Source organism: Polaribacter sp. 20A6 (genome assembly GCF_011378915.1).
Lineage (GTDB): Bacteria > Bacteroidota > Bacteroidia > Flavobacteriales > Flavobacteriaceae > Polaribacter > Polaribacter sejongensis.
In genome coordinates this window covers 390,564-406,487 of sequence record NZ_WTPZ01000004.1, presented here as the reverse complement: position 1 = coordinate 406,487, position 15,924 = coordinate 390,564, and the positions used below count along the sequence as shown (strand labels likewise).

Genomic DNA, 15,924 nt, shown 5'->3' with positions numbered 1-15,924 from the left:
ATTAGTTTTTTTCTTGATGCTTTACATCCTTTAATAAGTCTAACGCAAAGTAGGTTATTAAAGCGCCTACAAAAATAATACAAACCCACATAAAAACAGCCGTTTCCCAAAAAGGTTTCTCTTTTATAATTACAGGTGTTGCTTTGGTTTTAATAAAATTATTTACGGATACTTCTTCTTCTATAATTGATGTTTTTTCTGATATAAAATTACCTAAGTCATAAGAAGGTTTAGAGAAGGTAGTATCTATTATTAGTTGATATTGTTCCTTCTTTTTTAAGTCAGATATAATATAAATAGGCTTTTGTAATAAGGTAATGTTTGTAATTTCTAAACTAGGATTGTCTTTGTTTTCGATTTCTATAATAAATTCTTTTTCATTTAAATTATTTAAGAAAAAGGTGTTTTCTGTTTTAGAACTTAACTGAAAGTTAGAAATTACTTGTTGATCAATTTCTACTCTCTTCTTTATTTTACGTTCTTTATTTATAATTAGTTTTGCATTACGTTGATAAAAAGCGGTGTTAATATCAAATGAAATACTATTAATTTGATGAGATTTGTTTGATGTAAATTTAATCTGTGTAACTTTTCTGTCTTTTAAAAGCGTAATTTCCTGACTATAATCTGTAAGTGTAATTGGTGCTTCAGAAAAATAGTTGTTGATGTATTTACCAACACCCAAAATGTTTATTGGTAAAGAATTTTTATCGTTAAAGGCTATTTTTAAGAACTGATACGTTGTTGTTGGGAAGTCTATCCTTTTTTCTAGGGATGATTTATTGGCAACGTTCTTAAAGTATAGACTGTTGTTAGATGTAATTCCAAACCATGTTTTGGCGTCATTGCTTCCATAAAGATGATATGTTTTAGAAATATCTGTATTTGCAACCTGAAGAATAAGATTTGTTAATTTTTCAGATGATTTATTTTCTATAATAACCGAAGTAATAGAATCTTTAATTCTTTTGTTTGATAGTATTTTAATCGGTAAAAAAGTAGAAAATAATTGATCTGAATGATATTTTAAAACATAAGGCACTTCTTTGTTTGCGCTATCTTTTATTCTAATAAAATTAAAATTATTTTTACTTGCAGACCTTATTTCTGGAGTCAACATTATTTTATGTAAACCGTCTTTTTCAACACTGTTTAAAGAGCCTTTATAATTCTGACTAAAACAAGTTAGTCCGATAAATAAAACGATTAAAAAGCTATATTTCTTCATCTTCTTGAGTTTTGTCATTTACTAATTTTTTAATTTTCTGATACACAAACGAAATAATCAAGATTAAAACACCTAATAATATAAAGGCGACTATTTTTCCTGTTTCAGAAGCATTTTTAATATCGTAAGCAAATAGTTTTATAATGGTTATTCCTAATAAAGAAAGTGCAATAATTCTTAAGTTTTTCCACTGTTTCTTAATTCCGATAATTAAGAATATAAATGAGAAAACTCCCCATAAAATAGGATACCCAATTTTAATTATTTGGTCTTGTACTGCATCTATTTTGTTATCTATAATATCGTATTTTGAGTAATCATTTGTTTGTGCATTTAACTCAGTAATAATTGAAGAATTATTAGAAAAATGAACTCCATGTACCATCACTTCATTACTTAATGTGTACACAATAGCAAATACAAATACCCATGGCAACCATTTACTTCGTGTTGGTTTTATATTGAATACCGTACTTGTCTTTTTAAATAATTGAACTCCAAAATAAATAAGACATGCTAAAATTATATAATGCAAGTAAAAAGCATAATTACTATGTATAGAAAGTGCAAGGTTTTCTGCAACTTCATCTGTTGGTAATTTGTAGATGTTGCCAATGTAAACGATAATTGAAATGCAACTGATTAATAAGACTGCTTTTTCTATGTTTTTCTGCTTTAATTTTTCTGTAAAAAATAATAAGAGTGCGACAAACACAAAATGGTATGCAACAGGAAAAGATAGGGCAGAAGCTGTATTTTCTAAAAATTGATGTGCTTGATAATCAATTTCTAAAGCACCTGTAAAATACGCAACTAAAACAAATGCAATTAATACAATTATTTTGTAAACGTTTATTTTTAAGGTGAAATATTTAGTGACCATATTTCCTTCTTTTTTTAATAACCAATAGGTTAAAAACAGAGAAACACTTACTACAAAACCAGCTATATATAACGGATTAAAGACTACCGATAATTCTTCTGAATACGCATACAACTCCCAATCTAGTAGCAAACTAATAATAGATAAAAATTGTACTATGATGGCACCTAATTTAAAAGACTCAATTTTAGATTTTTTAGACAACCAAAACAATAAAACTACTTCTGCAGCCCAGAAAAGAGTAATTTGGTTTCCGTTAAATTGAATAGGGATAGTTAGCGTAACAAAGGTTAATGCCAAACCAATTAGAATGTAAATAGCGTTTTTATCTAATCCGAATTTCTTATATAAAATAGTTGCATATACTACATTATAAAAAGCCAATAGTAAGGTGAATAATCCTGTGAAATTAGACTCTAAGTCTTTTAGAATTACCATTCCAATTCCGAAGAAAATAAACGTATTTGCTATTAAAATAAAATATTCAATTTTAGAAAAGACCCCTTTATTTTTTAAGTTATTTAAAACAATAGTAAGGCTAAAAATAAAGTAAAATATGGTAGCAAAAGTTAAAGCGCCATTATGCTCAAAATTGTCTTTATGGATGTTTAAGAAACACCAAGAACCAAATAAAATAAAGGTAAAAACAAAATCTATAATCGTTGCTATTTTCCACTTTTTAAAATAAGAAATAGCAAGAATACCTAAATTTAAAATAGCGATATAACTAAATAACACCACATAATTTCCTTCGCCAGTACTTAACATAAAAGGAGCTGCAAAACCACCAATTAAAGATAAGACTGCTAATTCTTGTCTGTTATAAGAAACGGAAACTAAGGCACTAAAAGCCGTAATTACTGCCATAATACAAAAAGCAACGGTCTGGCTAAATAATTGGTATTCATGGAAAGCAATATAAATAGTAAGGTAAAAGACACTTATGGCTCCAGCTACTAAAACAGAACTAAAGGAAGCGTAATTTTTCTTTAATTTATGTGCAATCATCATTATTAGTGAACCACATAAAACACCTATTCCTACTCTTGCAGGTTCGTTAATCCAGTCTTTATCAATAGCAAACTTTACAAAGAAACTAATCCCTAAAACAAGAATTAAAACACCTATTTTGTTAATTAAATTCTCTCCAATAAATTTCTCTAAATCTGGATTCTTCTCTTTAAAAGCTGCTATCCAAGATTTTTTAGGAATTGCTTTTTCTTTCTTTTTCTCTTCTTTTGTATTTGGTTTTTTATCAGTAACTATTGGTGCAATTTTAGCATCAGTATTCAGAATAGGTTTTACTACTTCTGGTACTTCAGAAACAAAAATAATAGGTTCCTCTTTTGCTACAACAATTGGTCTTGTTTTTTCTAAAGGCTCAGTTTCTTTTTGAGAAACAGGTTCGCTTTTAGTTTTTAATACTTCTTCTTTAGAAGCTGATTTTTGCTGTAAGTCTCGTAATTTATCATCTAATTGAAAAACAGAAGTCTGTAAATCTTTCAATTTAGAACTAATATTTTTGTTTGTAATTAGTAGATAAATAATGATAAAAATGAGTAATACTATTTCCATACTTAACAACATGTTTTTTCTATGATTAGAATAAAGTAAAGGGTTTCATTTATTTTTGTGAAGATAAAATATCGGTTGCTAAATAGGCATTGTTTTTATTATAATACCAAGCTCTATTTTTAGGAATCTTAATTTCATTGATGGTTTCTAAACCAGAAAGTAAAATGTATTCTCCGCTATCTTTTGCTTCTTTAAAAAACTGATACACTTCCATAGCACATGTTTCTGGGTCAAAGTAAAAGTACCAAGTATCTTTACCAACTTCTTTATTGTAGGTAGCTTTTAAAACCAAATAGTCTTTTCCTTTAAAGTTCTTTTTTTCTACTTTTTGATCAATAACGGTTCCGTTATCTTTTAACTTCATTGGTAAACCGTACAAATATGTATAGTAGTTTTTTAAAAAACTAGCACGTATAATGTCTAAATTATACTTCTTTTTAATTGCTTCAGATGGATTGTTATCACCATTAAAAGTAAAGCTAGAAGTATTTTTATCTAGAATATATTCTGTAGTAATTGTATCTCTAGTAGCTATTACAGAAAAATATTCTTCGGGTAAATTAATTTTGATAACACTTTTTCTTGGAGATTTTTTAGGAACATTCATGGTAACAAATAATTCACCATTAAAAGTAGCCCAATTTCCATTAGGATCATGAAACTGAATTGCTTTTTCTAACAATTCATCACCTGTAATTTCTTGAGAAAAAGAAGCGATAGAAATAAAAAGGAGTAAAAATATAATTCGTCTTTTCATAGCGGAAAGGATTAAAAAAATCCCGCAAAAGCGGGATTTTAAATTATTTATTTTTGGATGTTTAATTTCAAGCTTAATTCTTTTAATTGATCATCATCTATAAATGCAGGTGCATCTATCATAACATCACGTCCAGAATTGTTTTTTGGAAATGCAATAAAATCACGAATTGTTTCTTGTCCGCCTAAAATAGCAACCAATCTATCCAATCCAAAAGCCAATCCACCGTGAGGAGGCGCTCCGTATTCAAAAGCATCCATTAAGAAACCAAACTGCGCTCTAGCATCTTCTTCAGAAAAACCTAAATGTTTTAACATAGTTGCTTGCATTTGCTTGTCGTGAATTCTAATAGAACCACCACCAATTTCATTTCCGTTTAATACTAAATCGTAAGCGTTTGCTTTTACAGCACCAGGATCTGTGTCTAACAATTCCATTTGCCCAGGTTTAGGCGATGTAAATGGGTGATGCATTGCATGGTAATGCCCAGTTTCTTCATCTAATTCTAATAAAGGAAAGTCGATTACCCAAAGCGGAGCAAATACTTTAGGATCTCTTAACCCTAAACGTGTTGCCAATTCCATACGTAAAGCAGATAATTGTGCTCTTACTTTATTTGTTTCACCAGATAAAACACACACTAAATCACCAGGTTTTGCACCTGTAATTTCTGCCCATTTAGCTAAATCTTCTTGGTCGTAGAATTTATCTACAGAAGATTTAAAAGATCCATCTTCGTTTACACGCGCGTAAATCATTCCTAAAGCACCAACTTGCGGACGCTTAACCCACTTAATAATATTGTCTATTTCTTTTCTTGTGTATGCATTTCCACCAGGTACAGCAATACCAACTACTAATTCTGCGCTATTAAAAACGCCAAAATCTTTATGTTGTGTAACTGTGTTTAACTCGCCAAACTCCATTCCAAAACGGATATCTGGTTTGTCATTTCCATACAATTTCATTGCATCGTCATATAACATTCTCGGGAATTTCTCCACCTCAACATTATTTACTTCTTTAAGTAAGTGACGCGTTAATCCTTCAAAAATATTTAAAATATCTTCTTGCTCCACAAATGCCATTTCACAGTCAATCTGTGTAAATTCTGGCTGTCTGTCTGCACGTAAATCTTCATCTCTAAAGCATTTTACAATCTGAAAATATTTATCCATTCCACCAACCATCAACAGTTGTTTAAAGGTTTGTGGAGATTGAGGTAACGCATAAAATTGACCTTCATTCATACGAGAAGGAACCACAAAATCTCTTGCGCCTTCTGGCGTAGATTTTATTAAATAAGGTGTTTCAACTTCAATAAATTCAGCATCAGATAAATACTTTCTAACTTCCATTGCCACTTTATGACGGAAAATTAAACTGTCTTTTACCGGATTTCTACGGATATCTAAATATCTGTATTTCATTCTAATATCTTCACCACCGTCCGTTTTATCTTCAATTGTAAAAGGAGGCGTAACAGATGCGTTTAAAATTTCTAACTTAGAAACCAACACTTCTACAGCACCCGTATCCATTTTAGAATTCTTAGCTTCACGCTCAATAACAGTACCAGTAACTTGTATTACAAACTCTCTACCTAAAGACTTTGCTTTTTCAATCATTTCTTTTGGCGTACGCTCTTCATCAAAAATAAGTTGCGTAATTCCGTATCTATCACGTAAATCTACCCAAACCATAAACCCTTTATCACGGCTTTTTTGTACCCAACCTGCTAAGGTTACCTCTGTATTTATATGCGATGCTCTTAACTCGCCACAAGAATGACTTCTATACATTTCTTTATTTTTATATTCTTATCTGCCATTTTCTAAAAGGCAGAAGTCTCATTAATTGAAGCTGTAAAAATAATCATTTTCTATTGAATATGAGTTTTTTGGGCGTTCATTTCTAAAGAGAAATATCCCGCTTTCCGCACTCGCTTTTTTTATTCCGAAAAAGAATAAAAAAGAGCTCAAACATTATTTTATACTGAGCGTAGTCGAAGTACTGCAATCGGTAACGCAAAATCCGTCTAATGCTCTTTATTTATGTAACGTATTGGTGCCTTTTTTTATAGATAAAGCTATTACACGTATCAATTTTTTTTATGAAATAAGAATTTTAAAAAGGACAATATTACGTGTAAAGCAACTTAATCTAAAATTATGAAATTAAATTTAAAATATTGATAATGAGTATTTAAGTTTAAAATGATGTGGCAGTATGACGAAAAAATGTTATCTTAAGGAATTGGAAAAATGAAAAGTTCAGACTAAAATAAATGTTTCCTATTTATTGAGATTACAAATATGCATTAGAAGGTCTGTATTAGTCATATAGAAAGTATAATCTTTTAAAATAGCATCTCATGAAAAAATTAGTCATCACACTTATAATTATTCTGTGTAGTTTTTCTATAAAGGCACAAAATCCGAATCTTGTTGGCAGCTGGCTTATAACCAAAGTAGAATCAGCTAACAATACGGAACATCCATTTAAGATTATAGAGTTTGCAAAAGGCGGAAAAACATTGATGAAAGGTAAATTGGTTGCAATTTGGCGTTACAATAGTAAAAGGAATGAAATTAAAATGAGATCTAATGTTGAGGTAGATTTTAATGGCATCAGTAAAATTGTAAGCAGTACCAACAAAGAGCTTGTATTAGAAAAAGAGGCATAAGTACAACCTATTTAAAGCTGAATTTTAATGAGATTGCTAAAGAAAATGCAGAGTCTAAATTCATCGGAACATGGACCATAGTAAATGATTTTGAGGATACTCAATTGCTAAAAATGGAACTACCAGATACTTTTTCATTTTCTACAATTTCTTCAATAGGAAAATTAAAATCAACAATAAATGGTACTTGGATGTACAACTCTAAAGAAAAAGCAATCACTTTTATAGGCGAATCTAAATTGTTAAGGGGGAAAAGTTTTCTAAAAGAACAATCAGAAAATACATTTATACTAAATAAAAGCGGAAAAGAAATCACAGCTAAAAAAGAAAAAATTGCTGCAAAAGATATTTCATCCACTAGTTTAGAACGTTTAACTTTTAATATTAATAATTTTCCAGCAAGATCAAACGAAAGTTCTCCTTGGTCAGATTTTGATTCTTTATTAGTCAAATTAGAACATGTAAACTATTTAAAGTATAAACGAAGTATGTTAATACCAAGCACAAAAAGTTTTAAAGAAGATATTTTACTGTCTAAAATCACTATTAATAAAGAAAGAAAAAGTATCACCTTAGATAATTTAATCATTACCGAAAAGGACACTCTAAAAGATACTGAAAGTTTTAAAGGAGGTCTATTAAATATGAAAAATGATTTTTTTCCTCAAGAAGATCTAGGCCCGTTTAGAGTAATAGCCACAGAAACGATAAAAGTGTTTGCAGGAGAATTTAAATGTAAAGTTGTGGAAGGTTTTTACGGAGAAGCAAAACTTAAATATTGGATGATTATAGACAAACCAGGTGTTTACGCTAAGGTAATTCGTGAAAACATAAACATTTTTGATAAGTTAGATTATCAAATACTAGAGTTGATAGAATTAAAATAAGAGTAATAAATAGTTTATGTTTTTGTCGTTTAAATCACTTTCTAAAAAAGAGACAACTTATGTAAGTGCCACTATTTCTGTAAAAGTCTATTTAAATTCAACTATTTGTTTTTGAGTCCAATTTGAAACCTTAAATTTGAAACTTGAAACCGAAACAATGAGCAAATTATATTTAGTGCCTACTCCAATAGGTAATTTAGAAGACATGACTTTTAGAGCAATAAGAATTCTAAAAGAAGTAGATTTTATTTTAGCAGAAGATACACGTACAAGTGGTAAACTTTTAAAACACTTTGAGATTGCTACACAAATGCACAGTCACCACATGCATAACGAGCACAAGTCTTTAAAAGGAGTTGTACAAAGAATACAAAACGGAGAAACTTGTGCCTTAATATCAGATGCCGGAACACCTGCAATTTCAGATCCTGGTTTCTTACTAACCAGAGCTTGTGTAGAAAATAATATAGAGGTAGATTGTTTACCTGGAGCAACTGCTTTTGTACCCGCTTTAGTAAATTCTGGTTTGCCAAATGACAAGTTTGTGTTCGAAGGTTTTTTACCAGTAAAAAAAGGAAGACTAACACGTTTTTTACTATTGGCAGAAGAAACAAGAACCATGATTTTTTACGAATCTCCACATAAATTAGTAAAAACGTTAGGGCATTTTGTAGAGTATTTTGGTGCTGACAGACAGGTTTCTGTAAGTAGAGAATTAACAAAAATGTTCGAAGAAACGATTAGAGGAACTGCAACTGAAGTTTTAGCACATTATACTGCAAAACCACCAAAAGGTGAAATTGTGGTTATTGTAGAAGGGAAGAAGTAGATATTTTACTTACCTCAGGCCTCACAGGTTTTTAAAACCTGTGAGGTCTTTGAACAACATTTATCCATTTTTTATTGAAATCAAAAATGTCATTTCGAAATGAGTTTTTTAACGATTGAGAAATCTATAGATTCATTTTTGTAATATTACCTTTATCCTAAAAGGGTGTACCTATTTCTAAAGAATCAACCAAATTATTTCTAGAAACCAAATAATGAAAAGTAAAATAAGCTTTATCATTTTATTAAATTATCAGCCAAAGGCTGAGGTTTTTATTATTGTTTAAATAAAAAAGAAATTAATCTTCTTCAATATCAAACAAATACTCTACAGTTACCTCAAAAAGACGCGCCATTTTAATTGCTAAAGTTACAGACGGATTAAATTTATTATTTTCTATTGCATAAATAGTTTGTCTAGAAACATCAACCTTTTTTGCTAAATCAGCTTGAGTTAAATTATGTCTTGCACGCTCTACTTTTATTAAGTTTTTCATTTAGTAAATACGTTTTTTAAGTGCGAAAATTATGAGATAAAACCAAAGAAAAAGAATAATAAAATAATCTAAGGTTAACTTTATCTCTTCTGAAATTGAATAAGAAATTATAGTTATTGCTAATCCAATGAAAGACGTTAATTGAAATGATTCTAGTCGTAATTTATTGATATAATCATCTTCTATTTTTTCCCTAGACATTAAATATATAACCATACCTAGAATTGAGCCAATCTCTAATAGGTGAATAACTGAATTGGAAAATAAGTTTTCAAAATAATTAAATTTTGTGGCATCTAGTGCTCTAGTAAATCCCATCATAAAATCCTTATAGCCAGAAATTATAAAACCAACAGTAAATATTAATAATCCTAACTTTTTACACCAATTGGGTAACATTTTAATTTTCATAATGCTATTATTTTTATACAAATGTAAACAATACTTTACATTAAAATAATAAAAGTTGTCTTTTTTTGTTGTTTATGTTTGACGAATTAAAAAAAATAAGTGACCATCCAACAACTCAAAACAAAACTAAAAGTAAGTCCAATAGAAAATAATTTCACAGAAATACTGTAAAAAATTAAGAATTTCTATAATTTTACGACAAACACTTTTACAGGTATAATTATCAAAAAATATAATAAGAATGAATTACAGGAAATTAGGAAAAACGAACTTAAACATCTCAGAAATAAGTTTAGGAACCTGGCAAGTTGGTGGAAAATGGGGAAGTGACTTTAGTTTCTCGAATGCAGAAAAAATTATTAATACAGCCATTGATAATGGAATTAATTTTATTGATACTGCAGATGTTTATAGTGATAGATTAAGTGAAAAAGTGGTCGGTGAAATTGTACGTGCAAGTTCTGAAGAAGTATTTATTGCTACAAAATGTGGTCGTCAATTAAATCCTCATGTAAATGCATCATACACAACTGCTGCTTTAAGAAAATTTGTGGAAGATAGTTTATCTAATTTAGGCGTTGATAGAATTGATTTAATTCAATTACATTGTCCTCCAACAGAAGTATACAGTCGTCCAGAAATTTTTGGTTTATTTGATGATTTAACTACAGAAGGTAAAATTAGAAATTACGGAGTAAGTGTAGAGAAAGTTGAGGAAGCTTTAAAAGCAATAGAATTTGAAGGAGTAAGTACTGTTCAACTTGTCTTTAATATGTTTCGTCAAAAACCGAGTGAAATATTTTTTGAAGAAGCAAAGAAAAAAAATGTTGGACTTATAGCTCGTGTTCCATTGGCTAGTGGTTTGTTAACAGGGAAATTCACTAAAACAACAACGTTTAACAAAGAAGATCATAGATTCTTTAACCGTGACGGAGCTGCCTTTGATAAAGGAGAAACGTTTTCTGGTATAGATTATAATTTAGGTTTACAGGCTGTAGAAGAGTTAAAAACAATTTTTAATGAAGACGAAAGTCTTGTGCATAAAGCATTACAATGGATTTTGTCTTTTAATGAAATAAGTTGTGTAATTCCTGGAGCTTCTAGCGTAGAGCAATTAGTTTCTAACTTAAATACAAGTAGTATAAGTCCGATTTCGGATACCCAATTAGCGCAAACAAAAAGTATTTACGATAAATATATTAAAGCAGAAGTGCAAGATTTATGGTAAAATAGTTAGAACAAACCTAAATAGAATTAAACATTTTACAATCTTTAGATATGATAATACAAGAGTTTAAAACAAAACTAAAAGCAAATCCAACTTCAATCTTATTTGTAGAAACCATGCAAGTAATTGAGGATAACTATAATTTTACTCCGACTACTTTTACAAACGGAGATATTAAAAACAAAGCAGGAGAAAATTCTGGTTCATGTAAGTTATTTGCATTTGCTAAAATTCAAAAAATGACAAAAGAAGAAGCTTTATTTTGTTTTGGAGAACACTATAAAAATGTTTTAGAAGATGAAAATGGAGACTCCCACCAAAATATCAGAAATTTTATGAAGTCTGGTTTTGATGGTTTGTCTTTTGAAAGTGAAGCTTTAGAGTTAAAGTAAGATTTTTTTAGAGTTCGATTGTCATTTCGAAATGAGTTTTTCAACGATTGAGAAATCTCACTACTCATTTAAAAAGATAATTTTGACTATTTTTAGAGAATGCAATGCCTTTTATCAGAAATAAAAAAATGCACTATTTGCGAATCACATTTAGATTTGGGGGCAAACCCTGTAGTTACAGGTCATAAAAAATCTAAAATTGTAATTATTGGTCAAGCACCCGGAACAAAGGTTCATAAATCGAGCATTCCTTGGGACGATGCTAGTGGTAAGCAATTAAGAAAATGGCTCAATGTTTCTGATGAAGATTTTTACAATGTAGAAAACTTTGCCATTGTACCCATGGGTTTTTGTTATCCTGGAAAAGGAAAAAGTGGAGACAAACCTCCTAGAAAAGAATGTGCTCCTCAATGGCATCAACAAATATTTGAGTTAATGCCAAATTTAGAACTGATTATTCTAATTGGAATGTACGCTCAGAATTATTATTTAAAAGATAAAGCGAAACGTACGCTCACAGAAACGGTAGATAATTATCCGGAGTATTTGCCTAAATACTTTACATTACCACATCCTTCTCCCAGAAATCGGTTTTGGTTGACTAAAAATCCTTGGTTTGAGAAAAATGTAATTCCGGAATTAGAAAATAGGGTTCAAAACATCATTAGGAGAAAATGAAAGAGAAAGTCTTGTTTTTCGATTTTCAATCTTTTGATATAAAGTATTAAAAAACTTTTGTCTTTCTACAGAGGCATCACCAGAAAGGTTGTTAGAAAACTCTATTTGCGTTTTAAAATGTTGTTCAATCTGGTTTGTTGTATTTTCATCACTTATTCTAAAATAACTTAAATTAGTATAGGGCACAAAAATCTTTTTTTGGGTTTCAGATTTCATAATTACCGTATTTAAAAGTGGAACTAAATTGTTGTGGTATAATTGGTAACTACTTTCACTATGGTTTCTTTTTTGATTTTTAGCTTGTTCTTCAATTACCTTTAAAGATTCTACCAAACTATCAGCAATCATTATTGACTCTGGTTTTGTGGTAAGACCTATGTCAAAAAAATATTGAATTTGATTTAAAATATTATCTATCGTAGAATCACTCCATATTTCTGTTAATGATATTTTATTGTATCCTTTTAAAAAAGTCTTGTGTTTTTTTAAAATTTCAGAAGAGGGCGTAAATTCCGAAAAAGGCATTTTTTTAATATTAGAATCCTTAGTAGATATATTAATTAAAGCAAATATTCTAAACATAGAAAAAAAACCACTGCCCGCATGATATAGAGGATAGTCTTTAAGAGAGTTTATTAATAATGCTTCTCCCGATTCCTGTAATTTTTCAATTTCATTAGATGATTTATCTAAAAAAGTTTGTAAATAATCATCTTCAATTAAATGATGAGTTTTCTCTACAATAATCCTTTTACTATTATTGGTGGATAATAATAAGGTGTTTAAATCTATATTGTAATGATTTGCGAGTTTTAAAGTTTCAGCTAAATTTAAGGCTGTTTTTCTGTTAACCCTTCTATATGCAGCATCATAACTTAAGTCTAAAACCTCTGCAATTTTATCTATAAAAGAAACGTTTTTAGGGAGTTTCTGTTTAATGTAATTAAATAATTTTTCTTCTGAGCTTTTCATTTAGGCCTTTTTTTCGTACTTAAAAATCACAAAAAAAACATTTATTTTTTGTGAAATACACAATTTTAAAACTAATGTTTTCTTTACTTTTGTGTACTAAATTTGAAAAGGTTGGGGGACCTTAATAATTTATTTTGAATCTCCTCACTTTTATAGTGAGGAGTTCTTTTTTTTTGAAAAATAAATGTACTGCTTTTTATTGATGTTTACCAACTTCAAAACCATGTTTTCCTAAATATTGATCTCCGCTTTCAATAGCATCTTTTTCTAAAGTTGTTCCCATAGAATCATTCCAACGATTTAAGTATCCAAAAAGGGAAATAACACCTAACATTTCTACAATTTCACCTTCATCCCAATACTTATATAATTCATTTTTAATTTTTGCATCCACTGCATTTGGCACCATAGAAGCAGCTAAAGAAAAATCTAATGCAGCGCGTTCAGCATCAGAAAAAGCAGGGTGTGTTTTGTATTCCCAAATATTATCTAATTGCTCTTGTTCTGCTCCGTAACGTTCTGCAGCTCTAATGGCGTGCGCTTGGCAATATCTACAACCGGTAGCATTACTAGAAACCCAAGCAATCATTCTTTTTAATGCAGATGTTACCCTGCCTTCATTTGCCATAACAGCCTTATTTAAGTTGATGAAAGCTTTAGAAATTGCGGGTCTGCGCTGCATTGTTAAAACAGAATTTGGGCAAAAACCTAAGGTCTCATTAAAGAATAGTGCTAATTCTTTTGTTTCTATATCGTGTTCTGAAGATAATGGGGTTACTAATGGCATATTTATGATTTTAAATTTATTTATGGAATTCTATTTTTATAACTTTACGATAAATATAACTGTAAAAAAATGGAAATAAAACTGCATTCTTATAATCTTCAATTAAAACACACTTTTACAATCTCTAGAGAGTCTCATGACTTTCAGCCAAGTTTAGTTGTAGAGTTAATTTCAGATGGATTTTCTGGTTTTGGAGAAGCAACTTCAAATCCTTATTATAATATTACTGTCGAAAACATGATGGCTACTATTCAGCAAAACTTACCTTTTATTAAGTCTTTGTCGGGAGAAGAACCTGCTGATTTTTGGCAAAAGTTACAACCTTTATTTGCTAAAAATATGTTTGCATTATGTGCTTTAGATATTGCTTTTAATGACTTAAATGCGCGTAAACAAGGAAAAAAACTATATGATGTTTGGGGTTTTAATACCGATAAAAACCCAATGACAGATTATACCATTGGTATCGATTCTGTAGAGAAAATGTTAGCGAAGATGAAAGAACTTCCTTGGCCAATTTATAAAATAAAATTAGGGACTAAAAATGATATTGAAATAGTAACTGAATTAAGAAAACATTCTGATGCAATTTTTAGAATTGATGCAAATTGTGGTTGGACTGCAGATCAAGCAATAGAGAATTCTTTTAAATTAAAAGAATTAGGTGTAGAGTTTTTAGAGCAACCTTTAAAAGCGGATGATATTGAAGGTGCTAAAAAATTATTCGAAAATTCTGCTTTACCAATTATTGCAGATGAAAGCTGTATTGTAGAAAGTGATGTAGAAAAATGTTTTGGTTTGTTTCATGGTGTAAACGTAAAGTTGACAAAATGTGGTGGGGTAACGCCTGGTAAAAGAATGTTAGAAAAAGCCAAAGAATTAGGCTTAAAAACAATGGTTGGTTGTATGACAGAGTCTACCGTAGGTATTTCTGCAATAGCACATTTATTACCGCTTTTAGATTATGTAGATATGGATGGTGGTTTGCTATTGAAAAAAGACATTGCTAATGGAGTTACCATAGATAATGGTGTAATTTCTTATGCTGATGAAAATGGAACTGGAGCTTCATTGTTATAAATATGCAATTAGAAAAAGTACCAACTACAACAGCTTTTTTAAACGGAAAAGAATACTTGTATTTTAGTGGCACTTCTTATTTAGGAGCTGCTGCTTTACCTGAGTTTCAAGAATTACTTTTTAAAGCTATTCAGAAGTGGGGAGTTTCTTACGGAAGCTCTAGAAGTGCAAATATAAAATTAGCTGTTTATGAAAGAGGTGAAACTTACTTGGCTAATTTTTTACAAACAGAAGCTGCTGTAACAGTTTCATCAGGTACTTTAGCAGGTCAATTTGCTATAAAAACATTAGGGACGTTTGTAGATGCTTTTTATTTTATGCCAAAAACGCATCCGGCAATTTTGCCAGAAAATGCGTTGTCTGTTTTTAGTGATTCAGAATTACACTCATCTTTAAAATCAATAAAAAATAAAAAAATAAGCATTGTTTTAGACGGAATTGCAGCATTTGAAACAACACCGTTTTCTTTCGGTTTTTTAGATGAAATTGATATTTCTAATACTATTTATTTGGTGATTGATGAATCTCATAGTTTAGGGGTTTTAGGCAAGAATGGAAACGGAATTTCAGAACTTGTACCAAAAAGAAAAAATATAAAAGTGATTATTAGTTCTTCTTTAGGAAAATCTTTTGGAGTTAATGGAGGTATAATTGCAGGAGATTTAAGTTTTATCAATCTTATCAAAAAAGACAATCTTTTTATTGGTTGCGCAGGTATGAGTCCTGCTTTTTTGGAGGTTTTTATAAATGCACAAGAAATTTATAAAAAGCAATTGGTAAAACTGAAAAGTAACATGGAGTATGTGTATCATCAATTAAAAGATAATACTGCCGTTACTATTGATAACTCTTATCCTGTTTTCTTTCATTCTGATGAAAAAATAGAACAAATTCTATTGGATAAAAATATTTTAATAACCTCTTTTTATTATGCTACAAGCACAAAAAAGTTTAATAGAATTGTTATCAATGCAAATCATACGAAAGCGCAATTAGATTTTTTAATTAACTCAATTAATATTAAAGTAAAATAAT

16 protein-coding genes are annotated in these 15,924 nt (G+C 29.6%); 8 read left to right on the top strand and 8 right to left on the bottom strand.

The window, feature by feature from the left end; genetic code table 11:
- Position 1: 1 nt before the first annotated feature.
- The 4 genes from GQS57_RS11795 to aspS are packed head-to-tail and all read right to left on the bottom strand — an operon-like array spanning position 2 to position 6,245.
- A complete protein-coding gene (locus GQS57_RS11795; RefSeq protein ID WP_165733049.1) occupies positions 2 to 1,228 on the bottom strand; it encodes a hypothetical protein in 1,227 nt (408 codons plus the stop codon).
- Complete coding sequence (locus GQS57_RS11790; protein WP_165733048.1) at positions 1,215 to 3,686, bottom strand: DUF2339 domain-containing protein; 2,472 nt, start codon at positions 3,684 to 3,686, stop codon at positions 1,215 to 1,217. Before GQS57_RS11790 ends, GQS57_RS11795 begins: the two co-directional genes overlap by 14 nt.
- A 49-nt stretch (positions 3,687 to 3,735) precedes the next feature.
- Positions 3,736 to 4,443 carry a DUF6503 family protein gene (locus tag GQS57_RS11785; protein ID WP_165733047.1) on the bottom strand — a complete coding sequence of 236 codons (708 nt, stop codon included), beginning with the start codon at positions 4,441 to 4,443 and terminating at the stop codon, positions 3,736 to 3,738.
- A 47-nt stretch (positions 4,444 to 4,490) separates the two neighbouring features.
- Positions 4,491 to 6,245: an aspartate--tRNA ligase gene (aspS, locus tag GQS57_RS11780; protein ID WP_165733046.1), complete on the bottom strand. Its 1,755-nt coding sequence runs from the start codon at positions 6,243 to 6,245 to the stop codon at positions 4,491 to 4,493.
- A gap of 572 nt (positions 6,246 to 6,817) precedes the next feature.
- Between aspS and GQS57_RS11775 the strand changes: the two genes are divergently transcribed.
- The 3 genes from GQS57_RS11775 (at position 6,818) to rsmI (ending at position 8,845) form a co-directional block, all read left to right on the top strand.
- Positions 6,818 to 7,129, top strand: a complete 312-nt coding sequence (locus tag GQS57_RS11775; protein ID WP_165733045.1) for a hypothetical protein — start codon at positions 6,818 to 6,820, stop codon at positions 7,127 to 7,129.
- Positions 7,130 to 7,242: 113 nt separating this feature from the next.
- Positions 7,243 to 8,016 (top strand): hypothetical protein, encoded by a 774-nt coding sequence (locus GQS57_RS11770; protein WP_165733044.1) that lies wholly within the window; start codon positions 7,243 to 7,245, stop codon positions 8,014 to 8,016.
- 157 nt (positions 8,017 to 8,173) lie between these two features.
- Positions 8,174 to 8,845: a 16S rRNA (cytidine(1402)-2'-O)-methyltransferase gene (gene rsmI / locus GQS57_RS11765; RefSeq protein ID WP_165733043.1), complete on the top strand. Its 672-nt coding sequence runs from the start codon at positions 8,174 to 8,176 to the stop codon at positions 8,843 to 8,845.
- Positions 8,846 to 9,143: 298 nt separating this feature from the next.
- On the opposite strand, the gene GQS57_RS11760 is transcribed toward rsmI, so the two are convergent.
- Both GQS57_RS11760 and GQS57_RS11755 read right to left on the bottom strand, forming a co-directional pair.
- Entirely contained in the window at positions 9,144 to 9,341 is a 198-nt protein-coding gene (locus GQS57_RS11760) for a helix-turn-helix transcriptional regulator (protein ID WP_165733042.1), read from the bottom strand.
- On the bottom strand, positions 9,342 to 9,752 hold the full coding sequence (locus GQS57_RS11755; RefSeq protein WP_165733041.1) for a hypothetical protein: 411 nt from the start codon (positions 9,750 to 9,752) through the stop codon (positions 9,342 to 9,344).
- A 241-nt stretch (positions 9,753 to 9,993) separates the two neighbouring features.
- Here GQS57_RS11755 and GQS57_RS11750 point away from each other — a divergent pair, with 241 nt between their 5' ends.
- The 3 genes from GQS57_RS11750 (at position 9,994) to GQS57_RS11740 (ending at position 12,050) form a co-directional block, all read left to right on the top strand.
- Positions 9,994 to 10,980: an aldo/keto reductase gene (locus GQS57_RS11750; protein ID WP_165733040.1), complete on the top strand. Its 987-nt coding sequence runs from the start codon at positions 9,994 to 9,996 to the stop codon at positions 10,978 to 10,980.
- 50 nt (positions 10,981 to 11,030) lie between these two features.
- Positions 11,031 to 11,372 carry a HopJ type III effector protein gene (locus tag GQS57_RS11745; RefSeq protein ID WP_165733039.1) on the top strand — a complete coding sequence of 114 codons (342 nt, stop codon included), beginning with the start codon at positions 11,031 to 11,033 and terminating at the stop codon, positions 11,370 to 11,372.
- A 99-nt stretch (positions 11,373 to 11,471) separates the two neighbouring features.
- Entirely contained in the window at positions 11,472 to 12,050 is a 579-nt protein-coding gene (locus GQS57_RS11740; RefSeq protein ID WP_165733038.1) for a uracil-DNA glycosylase family protein, read from the top strand.
- On the opposite strand, the gene GQS57_RS11735 is transcribed toward GQS57_RS11740, so the two are convergent.
- The gene (locus GQS57_RS11735; RefSeq protein WP_165733037.1) at positions 12,012 to 13,022 is read right to left on the bottom strand and encodes a hypothetical protein; all 1,011 of its coding nucleotides are present in this window, start codon (positions 13,020 to 13,022) and stop codon (positions 12,012 to 12,014) included. The two genes, GQS57_RS11740 and GQS57_RS11735, sit on opposite strands and share 39 nt — an antisense overlap.
- A gap of 196 nt (positions 13,023 to 13,218) precedes the next feature.
- Positions 13,219 to 13,809, bottom strand: a complete 591-nt coding sequence (locus GQS57_RS11730; protein ID WP_165733036.1) for a carboxymuconolactone decarboxylase family protein — start codon at positions 13,807 to 13,809, stop codon at positions 13,219 to 13,221.
- A gap of 69 nt (positions 13,810 to 13,878) precedes the next feature.
- On the opposite strand from GQS57_RS11730, the gene GQS57_RS11725 reads away from it, so the two are divergent.
- Both GQS57_RS11725 and GQS57_RS11720 read left to right on the top strand, forming a co-directional pair.
- Positions 13,879 to 14,889, top strand: coding sequence for a dipeptide epimerase (locus GQS57_RS11725; RefSeq protein WP_165733035.1), 1,011 nt, complete (start codon positions 13,879 to 13,881; stop codon positions 14,887 to 14,889).
- A gap of 2 nt (positions 14,890 to 14,891) precedes the next feature.
- Positions 14,892 to 15,923 carry an aminotransferase class I/II-fold pyridoxal phosphate-dependent enzyme gene (locus GQS57_RS11720; protein WP_165733034.1) on the top strand — a complete coding sequence of 344 codons (1,032 nt, stop codon included), beginning with the start codon at positions 14,892 to 14,894 and terminating at the stop codon, positions 15,921 to 15,923.
- Position 15,924 lies beyond the last annotated feature (1 nt).

What these genes read in the sequence shown, in the direction of transcription:
- GQS57_RS11795 (WP_165733049.1), bottom strand. Translation starts at nt 1,228, where the DNA reads ATGAAGAAATATAGCTTTTTAATCGTTTTATTTATCGGACTAACTTGT.
- GQS57_RS11790 (WP_165733048.1), bottom strand. Translation starts at nt 3,686, where the DNA reads ATGGAAATAGTATTACTCATTTTTATCATTATTTATCTACTAATTACA.
- GQS57_RS11785 (WP_165733047.1), bottom strand. Translation starts at nt 4,443, where the DNA reads ATGAAAAGACGAATTATATTTTTACTCCTTTTTATTTCTATCGCTTCT.
- aspS (WP_165733046.1), bottom strand. Translation starts at nt 6,245, where the DNA reads ATGTATAGAAGTCATTCTTGTGGCGAGTTAAGAGCATCGCATATAAAT.
- GQS57_RS11775 (WP_165733045.1), top strand. Translation starts at nt 6,818, where the DNA reads ATGAAAAAATTAGTCATCACACTTATAATTATTCTGTGTAGTTTTTCT.
- GQS57_RS11770 (WP_165733044.1), top strand. Translation starts at nt 7,243, where the DNA reads ATGGAACTACCAGATACTTTTTCATTTTCTACAATTTCTTCAATAGGA.
- rsmI (WP_165733043.1), top strand. Translation starts at nt 8,174, where the DNA reads ATGAGCAAATTATATTTAGTGCCTACTCCAATAGGTAATTTAGAAGAC.
- GQS57_RS11760 (WP_165733042.1), bottom strand. Translation starts at nt 9,341, where the DNA reads ATGAAAAACTTAATAAAAGTAGAGCGTGCAAGACATAATTTAACTCAA.
- GQS57_RS11755 (WP_165733041.1), bottom strand. Translation starts at nt 9,752, where the DNA reads ATGAAAATTAAAATGTTACCCAATTGGTGTAAAAAGTTAGGATTATTA.
- GQS57_RS11750 (WP_165733040.1), top strand. Translation starts at nt 9,994, where the DNA reads ATGAATTACAGGAAATTAGGAAAAACGAACTTAAACATCTCAGAAATA.
- GQS57_RS11745 (WP_165733039.1), top strand. Translation starts at nt 11,031, where the DNA reads ATGATAATACAAGAGTTTAAAACAAAACTAAAAGCAAATCCAACTTCA.
- GQS57_RS11740 (WP_165733038.1), top strand. Translation starts at nt 11,472, where the DNA reads ATGCAATGCCTTTTATCAGAAATAAAAAAATGCACTATTTGCGAATCA.
- GQS57_RS11735 (WP_165733037.1), bottom strand. Translation starts at nt 13,022, where the DNA reads ATGAAAAGCTCAGAAGAAAAATTATTTAATTACATTAAACAGAAACTC.
- GQS57_RS11730 (WP_165733036.1), bottom strand. Translation starts at nt 13,809, where the DNA reads ATGCCATTAGTAACCCCATTATCTTCAGAACACGATATAGAAACAAAA.
- GQS57_RS11725 (WP_165733035.1), top strand. Translation starts at nt 13,879, where the DNA reads ATGGAAATAAAACTGCATTCTTATAATCTTCAATTAAAACACACTTTT.
- GQS57_RS11720 (WP_165733034.1), top strand. Translation starts at nt 14,892, where the DNA reads ATGCAATTAGAAAAAGTACCAACTACAACAGCTTTTTTAAACGGAAAA.